Annotated in this window: 17 protein-coding genes; 9 read left to right on the forward strand and 8 right to left on the reverse strand. The window is 38.9% G+C overall.

All coding sequences use genetic code 11. The features are described 5' to 3' along the window. Position 1: 1 nt before the first annotated feature. The 7 genes from clpP to G3I01_RS01985 all read right to left on the reverse strand — a co-directional run bounded on the left by clpP (position 2) and on the right by G3I01_RS01985 (position 7,047). Positions 2-679: an ATP-dependent Clp endopeptidase proteolytic subunit ClpP gene (clpP, locus tag G3I01_RS01955; protein WP_219550596.1), complete on the reverse strand. Its 678-nt coding sequence runs from the start codon at positions 677-679 to the stop codon at positions 2-4. Positions 680-790: 111 nt separating this feature from the next. Next, on the reverse strand, positions 791-2,113 hold the full coding sequence (gene tig, locus G3I01_RS01960; RefSeq protein WP_219550598.1) for a trigger factor: 1,323 nt from the start codon (positions 2,111-2,113) through the stop codon (positions 791-793). 85 nt (positions 2,114-2,198) lie between these two features. Next, entirely contained in the window at positions 2,199-2,540 is a 342-nt protein-coding gene (locus G3I01_RS01965) for a phage holin family protein (RefSeq protein WP_219550599.1), read from the reverse strand. Between the two features lie 88 nt (positions 2,541-2,628). Continuing rightward, entirely contained in the window at positions 2,629-4,191 is a 1,563-nt protein-coding gene (locus G3I01_RS01970) for a G-D-S-L family lipolytic protein (protein ID WP_219550600.1), read from the reverse strand. An 8-nt stretch (positions 4,192-4,199) separates the two neighbouring features. After that, on the reverse strand, positions 4,200-5,450 hold the full coding sequence (locus G3I01_RS01975) for an outer membrane protein transport protein (protein WP_219550602.1): 1,251 nt from the start codon (positions 5,448-5,450) through the stop codon (positions 4,200-4,202). 121 nt (positions 5,451-5,571) lie between these two features. Further along, on the reverse strand, positions 5,572-6,333 hold the full coding sequence (locus G3I01_RS01980; protein WP_219550603.1) for an alpha/beta fold hydrolase: 762 nt from the start codon (positions 6,331-6,333) through the stop codon (positions 5,572-5,574). Next, complete coding sequence (locus G3I01_RS01985) at positions 6,334-7,047, reverse strand: pyridoxine 5'-phosphate synthase (RefSeq protein ID WP_219550604.1); 714 nt, start codon at positions 7,045-7,047, stop codon at positions 6,334-6,336. A 90-nt stretch (positions 7,048-7,137) separates the two neighbouring features. Here G3I01_RS01985 and G3I01_RS01990 point away from each other — a divergent pair, with 90 nt between their 5' ends. The 8 genes from G3I01_RS01990 (at position 7,138) to murI (ending at position 15,105) form a co-directional block, all read left to right on the forward strand. Continuing rightward, the gene (locus G3I01_RS01990; RefSeq protein WP_219550605.1) at positions 7,138-7,794 is read left to right on the forward strand and encodes an acetoin utilization protein acuB; all 657 of its coding nucleotides are present in this window, start codon (positions 7,138-7,140) and stop codon (positions 7,792-7,794) included. Between the two features lie 3 nt (positions 7,795-7,797). Then, entirely contained in the window at positions 7,798-8,682 is an 885-nt protein-coding gene (locus G3I01_RS01995) for an NAD kinase (RefSeq protein WP_219550607.1), read from the forward strand. Positions 8,683-8,782: 100 nt separating this feature from the next. After that, positions 8,783-9,481 carry a DUF6089 family protein gene (locus tag G3I01_RS02000; RefSeq protein WP_219550608.1) on the forward strand — a complete coding sequence of 233 codons (699 nt, stop codon included), beginning with the start codon at positions 8,783-8,785 and terminating at the stop codon, positions 9,479-9,481. Next, positions 9,482-10,222, forward strand: a complete 741-nt coding sequence (locus G3I01_RS02005; RefSeq protein WP_219550609.1) for an isoprenyl transferase — start codon at positions 9,482-9,484, stop codon at positions 10,220-10,222. Between the two features lie 7 nt (positions 10,223-10,229). Beyond that, positions 10,230-12,851 (forward strand): outer membrane protein assembly factor BamA, encoded by a 2,622-nt coding sequence (gene bamA / locus G3I01_RS02010; protein ID WP_257710679.1) that lies wholly within the window; start codon positions 10,230-10,232, stop codon positions 12,849-12,851. 31 nt (positions 12,852-12,882) lie between these two features. After that, a complete protein-coding gene (locus G3I01_RS02015) occupies positions 12,883-13,692 on the forward strand; it encodes an OmpH family outer membrane protein (RefSeq protein ID WP_219550611.1) in 810 nt (269 codons plus the stop codon). 37 nt (positions 13,693-13,729) lie between these two features. Next, entirely contained in the window at positions 13,730-14,239 is a 510-nt protein-coding gene (locus G3I01_RS02020) for an OmpH family outer membrane protein (RefSeq protein ID WP_219550613.1), read from the forward strand. Positions 14,240-14,310: 71 nt separating this feature from the next. After that, positions 14,311-15,105: a glutamate racemase gene (gene murI, locus G3I01_RS02025; RefSeq protein ID WP_219550614.1), complete on the forward strand. Its 795-nt coding sequence runs from the start codon at positions 14,311-14,313 to the stop codon at positions 15,103-15,105. Here murI and G3I01_RS02030 read toward each other — a convergent pair. Continuing rightward, positions 15,102-16,091 (reverse strand): type IX secretion system membrane protein PorP/SprF, encoded by a 990-nt coding sequence (locus tag G3I01_RS02030; protein WP_219550615.1) that lies wholly within the window; start codon positions 16,089-16,091, stop codon positions 15,102-15,104. The two genes, murI and G3I01_RS02030, sit on opposite strands and share 4 nt — an antisense overlap. A 124-nt stretch (positions 16,092-16,215) precedes the next feature. On the opposite strand from G3I01_RS02030, the gene G3I01_RS02035 reads away from it, so the two are divergent. Continuing rightward, positions 16,216-17,133 carry a NifU family protein gene (locus G3I01_RS02035; protein ID WP_219550616.1) on the forward strand — a complete coding sequence of 306 codons (918 nt, stop codon included), beginning with the start codon at positions 16,216-16,218 and terminating at the stop codon, positions 17,131-17,133. The last annotated feature ends 41 nt before the right edge of the window (positions 17,134-17,174 follow it).

The raw sequence follows: 17,174 nt of genomic DNA on the forward strand, positions 1-17,174 counted from the left end.
TTTATCCTTCTCTTTTTAATATCTCATCGATCATACCATACTCCTTGGCTTTTTCAGCCTTCATCCAGAAGTCACGATCACTGTCTTCGTGAACTTTCTCATACGTCTGGCCGGAATGCTTCGCTATGATATTATATAATTCTTCTTTTAAAGTTACAATCTCTCTGGCCGTAATTTCTATATCACTAGCCTGACCCTGGGCTCCTCCCATTGGCTGATGGATCATTACTCTGCAATGAGGAAGTCCGCTACGTTTACCTGCCTCTCCGGCACATAAAAGAACAGCTCCCATAGATGCAGCCATTCCTGTACAGATAGTTGCAACATCTGGTTTAATAAACTGCATGGTATCATATATCCCCAGACCTGCATAAACGCTTCCTCCAGGAGAATTGATATATATCTGAATATCCTTGGAAGCATCTGTACTTTCTAAGAACAGTAATTGAGCCTGGACGATATTCGCCACCTGCTCGTTGATACCTGTTCCAAGAAAAATGATCCTGTCCATCATTAGACGGGAAAAAACATCCATGGCTACAGCATTCATTTGTCTTTCCTCGATAATATTCGGAGTCATGCCTACCGGCATCATGCTGCTAACAATTTTATCGTAATAATTGCTGTTTATGTTATGATCTGAGACAGCATATTTTTGAAATTCTTTTCCGTAATCCATCAATTTTTTATTGTTTTTCTAATCTTAATTAAAAATCCGGTTAAAACCAAAAAAGGCGTTACTCAATAATGAGTTAACGCCTTAAAGATAGGTAATATATCGTAAAAAGGCTTACTTATAAATCGCTTTCACAAATTCTTCGTAAGTAACTTCTTTTTCGTCGAATTTCATGTTCTCCTTGTAAAATTCAAGAAGTTTTTCATTCATCAACTGCTCAGAAAGTCTCTTCACTTCATCCTGGTTAGATAAGATCCTGGCCGCGATATCGTCAAGTTCTTTTTCTGAAGGATCCATCTGGCCAAATTGTGCCATTTGCTGTTTGATCTTTTCTGTAGTGAAAGATTTTAGATCGTTGAAATCTACATTAAGGTTATTATCATTTACAACCTTTCCTTCGATCAACTGGTAACGAAGTCCTTTTTCGCTTTTTTCGTATTCTTCTGCAGCTTCCTCTTCGGTCAATGGTTTTTCACCAACCGTCTGGATCCACTTCTGAAGAAATTCTTTAGGCAGTTCGAAGTTTGTAGCTTCTATAAGCGCTTCAGTAATATCATTCATCAACTGCTGGTCGCTCTGCTGCTCAAATTGCTTAGCGGCATCTTCCTTGATCTTTTCTTTCAATTCGGTTACCGACTTCACTTTATCCTTCCCGAAAAGTTTGTCGAACAATTCCTGGTCAAGATCTGCAAGTTCCCTTTCATTGATCTCAGAGATCGTGAATTCAACCTCGATATCAAGATCATGAGCTTTATCATGTTCGATCTTAAGGTGGTTGATCAATGCGTGATCATCCTCGAAAAGACCTTTAGTCTTTAAAGTGACGGTGTCACCAACCTTAGCTCCAACAAACTTATTAATGTTGCGTTTACCTTTTATATTTGAAAGTTCGATAGTTGTATCGTTCTCTATCCCTTCTTCTTCATTCTTAAAAGTACCAGCTACAGTATCACCTTCTTCAACCACATCTTTGGTTTTAAGTTTACCGTATTGTTTCTGGATACTTTCTATCTGATCGTTCACCATTTTCTCATCGGCAACGATGTTATATTTAGTAACAGGCTTTTTAAGATCAAGATCTACTTCAAATTCTGGTGCAAGACCTAGTTCAAATTCGAAGCTGTAGTTATCTTTATCCCAATCAAAATTTTCCTGTTCTTTTGGTAACGGGTTTCCAAGAACGTCTAATTTCTCTTCAGTAAGGTACTTGTTAAGGCTATCCTGAAGTAATTTATTTACCTCATCAACCAATACAGCCTGGCCGTATTGCTTTTTTACCATCCCCATAGGTACGTGACCTTTTCTGAAACCGGGAATATTGGCATTCTTACGGTAATCTTTTAAAATCTTATCTACTTTGCCCGCGTAATCTTCTTTAGCGATATCAACTTTAACTACCGCATTTAATTCATCAATATTCTCTCTGGTAATATTCATTTTGATCTATTATAAAAATTGGAGTGCAAAATTACGTTTTTTCTTAAAGTCTGCAAAGTTTCAATTTGTTGAAATTCAGTTAAATCTAATCTGATTTCAGAATTGAAAAGAGCAAAGATTGCACCAGGGACAGTAACAAACTAAAAATTATGGCAATAAACCATCCATCCACATCGAATCCTCCAACAAATCCGTCGGCCATAAATATGATAATCGCATTAATGACCAGTAGGAATAATCCTAAGGTAAGAATGGTCACAGGCAGGGTGAAAAGGATCAAAAGAGGTTTCACGATAAAGTTAAGCAATGCCAGTACCAGCGCTACGATTATCGCGGTCCAGTAGCTATCTACACTTACTCCCGGCAAGACTTTCGCCAGTATCACCACGGCGAGTGCGGTAAGTAATAATCTTAGTATAAAATTCATAATATTACAATGGTTGATTATTTAGTAAAGTTGCAAAAAAAAGGCCGGGAAAATCCCGGCCTTTTTAAATTTTATGGCAATTTTAATATTACTGAACGTCCTGACTTAAAGTCACAGTTCCGTATGTACCAACATCTGCCTTTGGAACATTAGATCCATAAGTAGCATTGATCTCAGCAATAATTTCGTTTGCAACAACCGCGTATCCACGAGGAGTTAAGTGAACACCATCTAAAGAGAACGCACCACCTGTAACGAAATCTGAAGTAATTACACCGCCGTCAAAAGGAATTCCCTGCCCTTTTAACTGACTTAGCACTTCATTTACATCTACTAATCCAAGACCTAAAGTTTCAGCATTTGCTTCAATAGCATCATTATAAAGGTTTGTAGCCTGGCTGATGTATTGAAGTTCTTCTGAATCTAAAGCATCTTTATCATCTATACCGCTAACTGCTCCGAAAAGGATTTGAGCCTGCTCTGGAGTTGGGCTTCCTCCTGCCTGTAATATTGCAAGAACCTCCCCAACTTCCTGGGTTAATTGAACAGAACCATATCCACCAGCCAATGCTGCCTGATCTATCGTTAAAAGAAGCAGTTCATTTTCGGTCATTTGACGGAATCCAAGAGGATTTGCCTGAGTAACCGGAACATCAATAAGGAATCTGTTTGAACCTTCGTTAAACTGAATAGCATATTGAGAAGCTAAAGCCTGAGCCTGCTCTGCAGGTACTCCCTGAGCCATTAATCCACCAGCGAAAACTCCGGCAACAGCCTGGAAATACCCGGTTAATTGAGCTGCAGTAGCGGCATCTAACGCTAATGCGTTATTTGGAACCGTAGTGAAATATGGCGCAGAAGTCACATCTGGAATAGTTAAAAGCACTCCGTCTGCAGTCTGAGCTAAAGCTCCGGCGATCTGACCGTATACCATTGAAAAAGCAGTAGGATCTGTAATATCATTTTCTCCATAAGAAGTAAAATCTGTATTTCCTAATTGAAATTCACCAGTACCTCCTGAAGATGCATACCCAAGAACATCATTGTTCCCAATCCATAAAGTAAAGAAAGTTGGGTCCTGAGCTAAAGCATCTGCTAATACAGTTGCATTATCTGCACTTGCGAATCTCGCAAAATAAGGATTAGCTAATCCTGCAGGAACTCCAGCAACATTCCCATATCCTGGAGCAACCAGGTGATAGGATTTTGCACCAGGCACGCCCATATTATTGAATGAACCTGAAAGTTTATTTGCTACATCTGTTGTAGGAGCAGCTCCGGTGTATCTGGCAGGACGTGGTTGCCCTGTAGAACCTACAGCAAGAACCAGCCTGTTTTCAGTGATTTGGGTTCCGCTTAATAAAAGACCACCAGTATTATCATTCATCAATGGCTGTGTAAAACCATTCGTTGGCTGAGTTACCGCAAACTTCTGAGCTAAGATATTAGGATATGAATTTTCCTGGCCAGTGATATAAAGTGCACCATCTGCATAACCAGCGGTAAGTGAATTTCCAAGGGCTACGTAATTTGAGAAATCTGCTTCCCCATTGGAATAAACTTCGCCATCTTCAATAGCATTTTCTAATTCAGGTTCGCAGGATACAACCCCTAAGGCTAATATTGCGATATATTTAAAATAGTTCTTCATCGTTCTCATTAAATTTTAATTGTTACACCTAGACCAGGTACAAACGCGCTTGATTTGTATGTTCCTCCGAAAGGTACATTCTGACCATTCTCCTGATAGTAATTATAGGATTCTTCAACATCTTCAAATCTGCTGTAAAGAAAGGAAGCATCGATAGCTACTTTATCGGTTACGTTTACCGAAAGTCCCCCGGTGAAGTTATTCGAATCGTTTCTAGGAGTTTCAGGAGCAAAATATCCTGATTGTACTGGAGATTCATCGAAATAATAACCAGCTCTTAAAGTAAAGGTCTCATTAGCCATGTATTGAAGTCCAAATCTATAAATAGATGCGTCCTTATAATTCCTTGGATTCCTTGAATCTGGAATATTTGGATTTGCGAAATCTACATCAAGAGATTCGTAAACATCCCAGAAAGTACGGTTATAGTCAAAAGCGAATAACCATTGGTCATTTAATTGATAAGATGCTCCAATAGTAAGTTCAGCAGGAAGCGGTAAAGTAGCATCAAACTGAGTATCGCTAAACGGAGTTAATGGTGAATTCGGGATATTTTCAAAATCGGCATCTCCACCTTCAGCTTCAACTAAAATTTCAGATCGGTAATTAACACCAATGGTAAGACTGTCTATAGGTCTCCACATTGCTCCTGCAGACCATCCCCATGCGCTTACGCCAGAAGCATCTATCGTTACATTCGAACGATTTCCGTCAAGATCTGTAAGGGTTCTGTTAAGGTTTCTGTTGAAATTAACTGATCCACTAACGTAGATAGGTCCACCACCTACTGAAAGATTATCTGTAATTTTATAAGAAGCTAACGCCTGCACATAAATTGCAGAAAGTTCGATATCATTAACAAGGTGCGATCCTGCCCAGTCTTTTTCCCATGCAACAGAACTACCATATGGAGTATATGCAGCAAGTCCAACACTGAACTTCTCGCTTAACTGGTAGGAAAAATAAGCATAAAACGGTGTTCCAACAGGGCTATCTGTTCTAGCCATCTGTCCAAATTCTTCATTTTGCCATACAACATCAGAAAATACGGCACTCGCTCCAACTGCAACATTAATCTTGTTTTCAAGGAAAACCAGTCCGGCCGGGTTAAAAAAGGCCAATTCCGCATTATTTACCACTGCCACTCCAGTGTGTCCCATAGCAAGTCCACGTTGTCCCTGTAGACTTACCCTGTAACCACCGGCATAAGTTGTGGCCGTGGCCAATAATACCAGGCCAAGTAAAAATAGTCTTTTCATAATTTAATTAGGATTATATTTAATATGTCTTAAAAAGCTAGCGCCAAAAATAGCATAAAATAGATATTATGCAACAATTCAGCGGTATTTATTATGCATACATAATAAATTTAGAAAGATTTTAAACAAATCTCACTACAGCCTCGTAGAAGTCCTCCATATTTTCAGCATGAACCCAATGACCGGCATTTTTAATTTCCTGAATTTCAGCGAATGGAAATTGCCTTTTGATATCAGTTTCATCCTCCGGTTTTATATAATCTGAATTTTCCCCTTTCACGAAAAGTGCAGGACCCTGGTAGGATTTATCCACTGGCAGAGCCTCCCCAATATTTTCGATATTCTCTTTAAGAACATCAAGATTCAGCTTTAAGGACAGCTGCTTCTTTGTCTTCCAGTAAAGATTTTTCAGTAAAAATAATCTTACACCGGTTTCGGGTATATATTCTTTCAAAAAATCCTCAGCATCTCCCCTAGAGGTCAGTTTAGCTTCATCTAACGCAGTTAGGCCTTTCAAGATCTGTTGGTGATGGGGAGCGTAATATTTTGGAGCAATATCTACTACTATCAATTTCTCTACCAGATCTTCATTTTTACATGCCGCAAGCATAGCGGTTTTCCCGCCCATAGAATGACCTAGCAAAATAATACTCTTTAAATTTTTTGTGTCACAATATTCCTTTATGTCCTTAGCCATTAGCTCATAGGAAAAATCATCACTGTGCGGACTTTTTCCGTGGTTACGCTGGTCTATTAAATGAACCTGAAATCCATCTTTTGCGAATTGTTTCCCTAAGGTTTTCCAGTTATCGCTCATCCCTAAAAAACCATGCAGGATAAGAAAGGGCTTACCTTCTCCAAGAATTGTAGAATGTAACTCCATCTATTTTAAAAGTTTTAAATATTCATAAATAGTTTTTTCAAGGCCCAGATAAAGTGCTTCTGAGATCAACGCATGACCTATAGAAACCTCAGCTAGATGCGGAACATTATCCTTAAAGAACTTTAGATTTTCAAGAGACAGATCGTGACCCGCATTTACCCCAAGCCCGAGTTTATGAGCAAGTTCAGCACATTCGGCATATGGTTTAGCTGCATCCTGATTACCTTTCGCATAATTTACCGCAAAAGCTTCGGTATATAATTCGATCCTGTCAGTGCCGGTTTCAGCAGCACCTTCAATGAATTTCTTTACCGGATCTACAAAAATGGAAGTTCTTATTCCGTGTGATTTGAATTTTGCGATCACCTCCTTCAAATAATCTTTATGCTTTATAGTATCCCAACCAGCGTTAGAAGTAATGGCATCCTCTGCATCTGGCACCAGAGTGACCTGCGCCGGTCGTGTTTCCAATACGAGGTCTAAGAATTGCTGAATAGGCTTGCCTTCAATGTTGAATTCTGTAGTAAGCACCGGTTTAAGATCTTTAACGTCTGCATACCTAATATGTCTTTCATCTGGCCTGGGATGTACTGTGATTCCCTCCGCTCCAAACGATTCAATCTTTCTGGCTGCTTCCACAACATTTGGCATATCCCCTCCACGAGCATTTCTCAAAGTGGCTATTTTATTGATATTGACACTTAATTTCGTCATTTTTCCCTTGTTTTATTAACAAAAATACAAAGTGCAGTCTGCTTCAATGAATTTTATTTTGATTAATTTGCAGAAAAGGAAACGAAAAAAATGAGTTTGGAAAAACACATATTGAATGATGTAGGAATTTTAAGTGTTTCTGATAATATCGGAGACATTCAGAAACTTTTTAATCAACTAACCTATACTCATCTTCCTGTAGAAAGCGAAGGTGCGTATGTTGGCTGTATTTCCGAAAATGATATCAGATGCTTTGAGAATAAAAAAACCATCGATGATTACCGCTATGCGTTAGAAGGATTTTATGTTAGAGAAAGTAATTATTGGCTAGACAGTCTTGAGGCTTTCGCACAGAACAATTCTAATATCCTCCCGGTTCTTGATGATAACAATAATTATCTGGGTTACGTAGAACTGAATGAGATGATCTCCTTGTTCAAGGAAACACCATTTTTACACGAACCCGGCAATATCCTGGTCATAGAAAAGGCATTTAAGGATTTTACCTTTGGAGAAGTTAGCCAGATCGTAGAATCTAATAACGCCCACCTTCTGGGAGCGTTTGTTTCTAAAATGGAAGATGACATGGCCGAGATCACAATAAAGGTCACACCTTCGGGAATGAACGAGATCATCCAGGCCTTTAGAAGATATGGATACATCATCATATCTGAACATCAGGAAGATACTTTCAACAAAAACCTCAAGGACAGGTCACAATACCTTGATAAATATCTGAACATATAATTTATGAAAATAGGCATTTACGGTCAGTTTTACCATGCCAATGCTGCACAGTACATAGGCCAGCTACTGGAACTTTTAGACAAAAAGAATATTGAAGTTTTAATCGAAGAAGATTTTCTGAAATTAATTCACAGCAACAACAGCATAGAAAAAGATTACGACCATTTTAGTGCTTTTGAAGAATTAGATAACTCCTATGACCTTTTTTTCTGTATAGGTGGCGATGGTACTATTTTAAAGTCTATAAATTATATTCGCAACCTTGACATCCCTATTGTGGGGATAAACACGGGAAGGCTAGGTTTTCTGGCTACTATCCAAAAAGAACAGATAGAAAGTACTCTCGATGAAATTCTCGAGAAAAAATTCAGCCTTTCTCCAAGATCTGTTTTGACAATAGAAACAAATCCCAAAAATTTTGATCCTGTTTTTTCTCATATCGCGCTCAATGAGATCGCCGTTAGCAGGAAAAACACTACTTCCATGATCACGGTAGATACCTGGCTGGACGATCAATATCTTACCTCATATTGGGCAGATGGCCTTATCGTCTCTACTCCCACCGGTTCAACGGGATATTCGCTCAGCTGCGGAGGACCAGTAATCACACCAGATGCAGATTCCCTGGTGATCACACCTATTGCACCGCACAACCTGAATGCCAGGCCATTGGTAATTAAAGATCATACCAGGATCAAGTTAAAAGTTTCGGGCCGGGAAAACACCCATTTAGTATCAATGGATTCCCGAATTGCAACTTTAGAGAACGATACTGAGATCATTATCACGAAAGCACCCTACACCATTAATTTTGTTGAATTAAGAGAAGATAGTTTTTTAAATACTCTTCGAAAAAAACTGCTTTGGGGCGAAGACAAGCGTAACTAAGCAATAAAATCTTCCAAAAGCTGTTTATAATTATGCACAAATCTGCTCAAATTATTGCAGAGCAAACAGAATTGTTATATTTGCAAACTTTTGAAAACCTATGAGGTACCTTATCGCATTTGTAGTGATGGCATTTTTTACAACAACCACATACTCGCAGCAAGTCGAGGTTGGAGTTTTTGCCGGAGGTGCAAATTTTATTGGTGATGTGGGTCGAACCAATTATATTCTACCAAATACGCCGGTAGGAGGTTTGATCGCAAAATGGAATCGAAGCAGCAGGCATGCTCTAAGATTATCCTTGCTATATGCAGAGATTTCTGCAGATGACACTAAATCTTCAGATACCAGAAGGCAGCAGCGAGGCTATTCTTTTGAAAATACAATTGCCGAAGCTTCATTAGGATTAGAATTCAATTTCTGGGATTTTGATCTTACGAACCCATTACCGCAAAGCACGCCGTATCTTTACACAGGGATCACCTATTTTAGGGCAGATCACGTCTGGCTAAAGAACGGAAGGGCCAATAACCTGGTGAACGAAGGTTCAAATTATGAATTCGCGATCCCAATGGTTATGGGATATAAAGAAGCGGTCACAGAGCACATCATAGGCGCATTCGAAATTGGAGCAAGGTATACGCTTACCGATAACCTTGACGGTAGCTGGCCGGAGGAATATTTGGGGCGTAGAGAACCTTCCGCAGAATTCGGAAACAGAAACACAAAAGATTGGTATGTATTTACCGGTATAACATTCACATTTACCTTTGGCCGAAAGCCATGTTATTGCTTTTAAATGAATTATAAAGACAATTTAAACCTTGATAAATTACCCGAGCACATCGCCATAATAATGGATGGCAATGGTCGCTGGGCGAAGCAAAAAGGTTTCCTCAGGGCTTCTGGACATAAAGAAGGCACGAAAGCGGTGAGGGATATTGTTGAAGGCTGCGCTGAAATTGGAGTGAAAAATCTTACTCTATATGCTTTTTCCACAGAAAATTGGAATCGCCCGAAATTAGAAGTTGACACGTTGATGAAACTTCTGGTTTCTTCCTTAAAAAAAGAAATGAAAACCCTGAAAGATAATGAGATCAGGCTGAATTCCATTGGGAACATTTCCAGTTTACCTACCAAAGCAAAGAAAGAATTGTTAGATGTGATTGAAAAAACTTCTGGCAACAAGCGCATGACTCTAACCCTTGCGTTAAGCTATGGTAGCAGGGAAGAAATTACAAATTGCATCACTCAGATTGCTGCTAAAGTAAAAAGTGATGAATTAACCCTTGATGCAGTTGATGAATCCGTTATAAATGAGCATCTTTACACCCGAAATTTACCAGATGTAGATCTTTTGATCCGCACTAGTGGTGAACAGCGTATAAGCAACTTCCTTTTGTGGCAAATCGCTTATGCCGAATTGTATTTTACGAAAATCTTATGGCCAGATTACAGAAGAGAAGACCTTTTTGAAGCCATATACAACTATCAAAACAGAGAAAGAAGATTTGGAAAAACAAGTGAGCAACTCAGTTAGTGCATTCATGACGAAAAAGATTTTTACACTTTTTGCATTTTTTTTCATATTCAGTATAGCTGCCAAAGCACAGGACCTACCCCTTGGAGATTCTAAAAAATATACTATTGGAGATATAAAAGTCACCGGAACCACCACTTATAACGAACAAACGGTAATTGCCTATACCGGTCTAAAAGAAGGTGAAGAGATCTACATTCCAGGTGAAAAATTACGGGACGTAATTAACAAATTATGGAAACTGGACCTGTTTAGTGATATCAATTTCTACATTACCAATGTAGAGGGAAATGTTGCAGACCTTGAACTTGAAATCCAGGAAGTTCCTGTGTTGAACAAGGTTAGTTTCGCCGGAATAAAAAAGAAAAGCGAGAAAGAAGAACTTATTGATGAAAATGACCTTAAACCAGGAGTTAAGGTTACAGAGAACCTAATCACTACTTCCAAAAACTATATTGAAAACAAATACAAGAAAGAAGGTTACTTCAACGCTAAGGTAGACATAAGGACTTCTGAAGTTGCAGACACCGCAAACGCCAACAGGGTGAACATGGTGGTTGATGTAAACCAGGGTGATCGTGTAAAGATCTCTGATATTGAATTCACAGGAAACGAGGAATTATCTGATGCTAAACTGAAACGAAATATGAAGAACACTAAGCAAAAGAATCTTTTCAGATTCTGGAAGCGTTCTAAATTCGTTCGAAACGATTATCAGGAAGACAAAGAATCTATTATAGATAAATACAAGGAAGAAGGTTTTAGAGATGCCAGAATAACTTCAGATACTCTTATCAAAAAAGACGAGGAGAACATAGCCTTAAGATTGGAGATCGAAGAAGGAAATCAGTACTACATTGGGAATATCGATTTTCTTGGGAATAACGAATATTCAGATTCTCAGCTTAGCCGTTTCTTAGGGGTTAAAAAGGGAGATATTTACAATGGAGTTCTGTTGGATGAAAGAGTTCAGGGAAGAGAACCTAATAAAACCTCTATCGCTAACGAATACCAGAACAATGGTTATTTATTCTCAAATATTGACCTTGTAGAGACCAACGTATATAATGATACGATAGATTTTGAGATCAGGATCGTGGAAGGAAAAGAAGCTTATTTTGATGAAATCAGGGTTACCGGTAACGACAAGACTAAAGACCATGTGATTTACCGTGAACTTAGAACCAAGCCAGGACAGAAATATAGCCAGGAAGCGGTAGTTGCTACGGTACGTGAACTTGGTGCTTTAGGTTTCTTTGATGCAGAGCAGTTAAATCCTGAATTCGTAGATCCAGATCCAAGAGAAGGTACATTAAGTTTGGAATATCAGGTAGTAGAAGCAGGAGCCAGCCAGATAGAACTTCAGGGTGGTTACGGTGGAGGTGGCTTCATTGGTACACTTGGTCTATCTTTCAACAACTTCTCCATTCAGGGACTTTTTGATAAAGATGCGTATAGACCAATCCCAATGGGAGACGGCCAAACCCTTTCCTTGAGAGCACAGGCGAGTACTTTTTACCAGACCTATAGCCTTTCTTTCAGAGAGCCATGGTTAGGAGGTAAAAGGCCAGTGAGTCTATCAACTTCTTTCAGCTATACAAGACAGTTCCTTTATGACTATGTAGAAAGAGAAGCAGATAAAAGCAGGAGTTTTGATATACTTGGGGTAAGCGTAGGACTTGCGAAAAGGTTAACTGCCCCAGACCAGTATGTAACTATATCGAATGTTGTTGGTTTCCAGAGATATGATCTGAACAACTACAACACAGGTTTATTTACTTTTGGAAATGGACACTCTAACAACTTATACTATCAGTTAGGGATCACTAGAGATAATACAAGGGTGAACCCGATCTTCCCAACAGGAGGATCTAAATTTGCTTTTACAGCCAAGTTAACACCTCCTTACTCTTTATGGAATGGTGTAGATTATGCAAATCTTGAGAATCTAGACGAATACCAGTTAAGAGATGAGGACGGCAATCTTATAGACCAGCAGGGTAACAGGGTAACTCCTGAAAATTCAGTTCCAGATCAGGAAAAGGTAGACCAGAAGAAATATAACTGGCTGGAATTCTATAAAATTAAATTCGCCGGAACATGGTACACCAACCTTTTCAGCTTTGGACCAAGTAGTAACCTTGTTCTAAGAACACACGCTGAATACGGTTTCCTTGGAGCATACAATAACGAAAGAGGAGTTCCTCCATTTGAAAGATTTTATTTAGGTGGTGATGGTCTTGGGGCCTACAGCCTGGATGGTAGAGAAACAATTCAGTTAAGAGGTTATCCTAACCAATCTGTAGTGCCAATTGACAGGCCTGCAGATCAGAGAGATGATGGTGCAGTGATCTACAACAAATATTCACTGGAGCTGCGTTTCCCTATTACATTAAAGCCAGCTGCCTCTATTTATGCACTTTCGTTTTTAGAAGCCGGTGCCACTTATGACAATTTTAGAGACTATAATCCGTTTCAATTGAATAGATCTGCGGGAGTTGGATTGAGAATTTTCATGCCAACCTTCGGATTATTAGGTATTGATTTTGGATATGGATTTGACCCAATTGTTGGTCAACCTGGTCCAAATGGATGGGAAACACATTTTATCATTGGCCAACAATTTTAATTTGGCATGATATTTTCTATATTCGATCTAAATGAAAAATAGAGTATTTACCATTTTCGCAATTGCAGCCTTAAGCCTTTCTACGGTAACGGCTCAAAAAACCATTAGACTTGGTTATATCGATATGGAATATATTCTTGAGAATGTCCCGGAATATCAGGAAGCATCAAAACAATTAGATAACAGGGTTCAGGAATGGAAAGTTGAAGCTGAAGCGAAAATGAGCAAAGTGGAAGACATGAAAACCAGGCTGGACAATGAAAGAGCTTTGCTTACTAAAGAGCTAATAGAAGAAAGAGAGAGCGAAATTGCTTACATGGAACAACAGGCCATGGAATATCAGCAAAACAGGTTTGGCCCGAATGGTGATTATATGATCCAGAAGAAACAGTTGGTGAGACCAATCCAGGATCAGGTATTTACCGCCGTGCAGCAGATCGCCGAAACCAGAAATCTGGATTTCGTTTTTGACAGGACTGCAGATATTGGAATGATATATGCAGATAAGCAATACGATGTTAGTGAAAGTGTTCTTAGAACTATAAAAAGAACCGCTAATCGCGAGCAGCTCGAAAGTAAAGAAGAGATCGAAGAACTGGAAAAGGCTGAAGACCGTACTGTGGAACAGGACGCCGAGATCACCAAAAGAGAAGAACTGGTGGAGCAGCGTAAATCTGAACGGGAAGCCTTTATAGAAGCCAAGAAAAAAGAAAGGGACTCGCTTAAAGCAGTGAGACAAAAAGAATTTGAGGAAAGGAGAGCTAAAATTCTCGCTGACAGAGAAAGAAAGAAAGACTCCATCCTTAAAGCAAGAGAGAAAAAGAACGATACAATAAATTAAATTTTTTAACCTTAAATTAAACTTAACGACGATTACAATGAAACAATTCAGAACACTTTTTATAGCTTTAGCTTTTATGATTGGCGCTACTGCTTTTACAAATGCACAGTCTAAAGTTGCCCATATTGCTACTCAGGAACTGGTACAGGACCTTCCAGAGTATAAAAGCGCGATGGATCAGCTTCAAAAACTTGAGAAGACTTATGATGCAGAGATAAAAGATATGTTATCTGAGGCTCAAAGCACAATGCAACGTTACGAGGCAGAAGCTAATACAAAGTCTGAAGAAGAGAACCAGAAGCGTGCTACCGAATTGCAAGCTGCACAAAGAAGAATTCAGGAACACAGTGCTAAAGCAAGACAGGATCTTCAAAAGAAAGAAACTGATCTTCTTAAGCCAATCCTTGAAAAAGTTCGTACTGCTATCCAGAAAGTAGCAAGAGCGAAAGGATATGACTATGTTCTTGATTCAACAACCGGAACAGGAGTTCTTTTAGCTGATGGGTACAACCTTATGCCAGACGTAAAGAAAGAATTAGGAATGTAATTGATTCCTTTTACTAATAAATTTAGAAAACTGCGTACATATTTGTACGCAGTTTTTATTTTTACACCTATATGAACGATCCCAGACCAATTGGCATTTTTGATTCAGGTGTAGGCGGCACCTCTATCTGGAAGGAGATTCACCAGTTATTGCCTAACGAAAAAACAATTTATCTATCAGATAGTAAAAATGCCCCTTACGGCATAAAAACCCAGGAAGAGATCATCAGGCTCTCTATAAAAAATACTGAGAAGCTCTTAGAGATGAATTCCAAGATCATTGTTGTGGCCTGCAACACTGCCACTACGAATGCCATAAAAGTTCTGCGATCGACCTATAAAGTGCCTTTTATAGGCATTGAACCCGCTATTAAACCCGCAGCTCTAAAAAGCAATAATAAAGCGATTGGCATCCTTGCCACTCGTGGTACTCTCACCAGTGAATTATTCACACAAACTTCAGAGATATATGCGAGAGATATCAATGTGATTGAAGTGGAAGGAAACGGACTTGTAGAATTGATAGAAAGTGGAAAGAGAGGTTCTGAAGAAGCCGAAGATCTACTTAAGAAGCTTTTAAAGCCAATGCTCGAAGCAGAAATAGATTACCTTGTACTTGGCTGCAGCCACTATCCTTATTTGATTCCGCTGCTAAAAAAAATATTGCCTAAGAATGTGGAGATCATAGATTCTGGCGAAGCGGTGGCAAAACAAACCAAAGCTATACTGCAACAAAATGGGTTATTAAATACTGGGGAGGGTAAGACCGAAAAACCGGAATTTTTCAGCAATATAGATCCTGAAGTATTATCGAATATTATCGAGGCAAAGAATCACGGCTACAAGGTAACCCGGTTGGACTTTTAATTATTAATCGCAGGACATTTACAATCATATCGCTCCCTGCTCTCGCCAAAATTATATCCCAGGGTTATTTGATGAAACCCACCATTACTAAGAACCAATGAATTAAGTTGATAACTGTAGGTATACCCAATCACGAATTTCTTATAATTAACACCAATAAATGGAGTGATATAGCGTAGTTGCTGGCGATTAACTTCCTGCCCGTCTGATGTAATTTCTGAACTCTCAAAACTATTCCTGTAGGATAGACCTCCCCAAATACTATTACCATCTTCAAGCTCATAGTACGCCTTCATATTCGCATCTATAGCCATTTCACTGGTAGCTTCCCTGGCCTGGAATAAAACTGAAGGTTCAAAACTCCATGGATCATTTTGGTTGAGTGAAAAAACATAGCCGGCAGAAAACAGGTATTTCCTCATATTACTGGGCACCGCATCTGAATAAAATAACTCACGGTTAACCAGGAGAATGTTCTTAGCCGCAAAATGGAAATAAAGATCACTAACATAGTAAGAGATCCCAAAATCCATATTCCCAAAAATATCAGTATTGCTATCCCCTAATAAAGGATCGAATTCTGAAAATCCACTGGTATCAAGTCTATGCTGTATGGCACCAATGCTTAATCCAAATGATAACTGATTTAAATCTGCAGTGCTTCTGGAAAACATAAGGTGATACGCAAAAGTCGCATATGCCCCCATCTTGGAAAAGTTCCCGTTCTCGTCCCTGAAAAGGATTCCTCCTAACCCAATCTTCTGCCCTACCCTAGAATTGTAAGAAACGGTTTGTAAGTTAGGCGCATCCTCCACGTCGAACCACTGGAGTCTTCCGGTGAGCCTTATCTGGTCATAATTGGAAGCTCCTGCCATTGAAGGGTGAAGCAGGTAAAGGTTATCGGTAAGGTAATCTGAATAAGTAGGAATGACCTCCTGTGCCTTTAATGAAGAATTATTGAAAAATAATATCGACACTAAAAACATTATAAACTTTAACCTGAAAAATTGAGAATTAAAGCAAGGATTTAAATGTATAGAACTAGTCATAAAGGCTGTAAATATATGTATTACCTTGATTTTCTTTAGTATTTTTGCCAAAAATTTTGAGATGAAAGATTTCACTATAAATATAGTTCCAACCACCACGGCTTCAATTGTAAAATTTGAAGCTGATAAATTCCTTACCCGTCACGAAAACTATGAATTCAAAAACATAGATGAAGCGGCGAAATCTCCTCTTGCACAACAATTATTCTATCTACCTTTTGTTAAAACGGTTTATATCGCTCAGAATTTTATCGCGATAGAAAAATATGACATTGTAGATTGGGCAGATGTTCAGGAAGAAGTTGCTGAACAGATCAAAACCTATCTTAATAAAGGCGGAGAAGTTATTAAGGAAACAAAGACACAAACTGGGAAAGTACCGGTTACTGTGTATGCCGAAAGTACCCCGAACCCCGCGGTGATGAAATTCGTAGCCAACAAGAAACTGGTTCTGCACGCTGCTGAATTCAAGAATATTGATGACGCTAAAGATGCTCCGCTGGTTCAGAAACTTTTCCATTTTCCGTTCGTAAAAGAGGTTTTTATCGATGAGAATTACGTTTCTATACAAAAGTACGACGTGGCCAGCTGGGAAGAGATCACTATGGAACTTCGGGAATTCATCAGAAATTACCTGGAAGAAGGAAATGAAGTGCTTACTAAAGAAAGTGTTGAAACTTCCAAGTCTGCCAATGCAGAAATAGCTGAAACCAAGAAGGCAGATTTCGAAAAAATGGATGACACCTCACAACAGATCGTGGCTATCCTTGATGAATATATTAAACCGGCAGTAGCTAGTGACGGAGGAAATATTCTTTTTGAAAGCTACAATGAAGAAAGTAAAACAGTAAAGGTAATTCTACAGGGAGCTTGCAGCGGCTGCCCGTCTTCCACCATGACCTTAAAAAGTGGAATTGAAACCATGCTTAGAGATATGCTAAGAGGAAAAGTAGAATATGTGGAGGCTATTAACGGCTAGCACTGATAAAAAACAGCTCAAAGTAAAAATCCCTTTTTATA

Source organism: Gramella sp. MT6 (assembly GCF_019357415.1).
GTDB lineage: Bacteria > Bacteroidota > Bacteroidia > Flavobacteriales > Flavobacteriaceae > Christiangramia.

Bases quoted from the DNA above. Each gene is read 5' to 3' on its own strand.
- clpP (WP_219550596.1), bottom strand. From the start codon at position 679: ATGGATTACGGAAAAGAATTTCAAAAATATGCTGTCTCAGATCATAAC.
- tig (WP_219550598.1), bottom strand. From the start codon at position 2,113: ATGAATATTACCAGAGAGAATATTGATGAATTAAATGCGGTAGTTAAA.
- G3I01_RS01965 (WP_219550599.1), bottom strand. From the start codon at position 2,540: ATGAATTTTATACTAAGATTATTACTTACCGCACTCGCCGTGGTGATA.
- G3I01_RS01970 (WP_219550600.1), bottom strand. From the start codon at position 4,191: ATGAAGAACTATTTTAAATATATCGCAATATTAGCCTTAGGGGTTGTA.
- G3I01_RS01975 (WP_219550602.1), bottom strand. From the start codon at position 5,450: ATGAAAAGACTATTTTTACTTGGCCTGGTATTATTGGCCACGGCCACA.
- G3I01_RS01980 (WP_219550603.1), bottom strand. From the start codon at position 6,333: ATGGAGTTACATTCTACAATTCTTGGAGAAGGTAAGCCCTTTCTTATC.
- G3I01_RS01985 (WP_219550604.1), bottom strand. From the start codon at position 7,047: ATGACGAAATTAAGTGTCAATATCAATAAAATAGCCACTTTGAGAAAT.
- G3I01_RS01990 (WP_219550605.1), top strand. From the start codon at position 7,138: ATGAGTTTGGAAAAACACATATTGAATGATGTAGGAATTTTAAGTGTT.
- G3I01_RS01995 (WP_219550607.1), top strand. From the start codon at position 7,798: ATGAAAATAGGCATTTACGGTCAGTTTTACCATGCCAATGCTGCACAG.
- G3I01_RS02000 (WP_219550608.1), top strand. From the start codon at position 8,783: ATGAGGTACCTTATCGCATTTGTAGTGATGGCATTTTTTACAACAACC.
- G3I01_RS02005 (WP_219550609.1), top strand. From the start codon at position 9,482: ATGAATTATAAAGACAATTTAAACCTTGATAAATTACCCGAGCACATC.
- bamA (WP_257710679.1), top strand. From the start codon at position 10,230: ATGACGAAAAAGATTTTTACACTTTTTGCATTTTTTTTCATATTCAGT.
- G3I01_RS02015 (WP_219550611.1), top strand. From the start codon at position 12,883: ATGAAAAATAGAGTATTTACCATTTTCGCAATTGCAGCCTTAAGCCTT.
- G3I01_RS02020 (WP_219550613.1), top strand. From the start codon at position 13,730: ATGAAACAATTCAGAACACTTTTTATAGCTTTAGCTTTTATGATTGGC.
- murI (WP_219550614.1), top strand. From the start codon at position 14,311: ATGAACGATCCCAGACCAATTGGCATTTTTGATTCAGGTGTAGGCGGC.
- G3I01_RS02030 (WP_219550615.1), bottom strand. From the start codon at position 16,091: ATGTTTTTAGTGTCGATATTATTTTTCAATAATTCTTCATTAAAGGCA.
- G3I01_RS02035 (WP_219550616.1), top strand. From the start codon at position 16,216: ATGAAAGATTTCACTATAAATATAGTTCCAACCACCACGGCTTCAATT.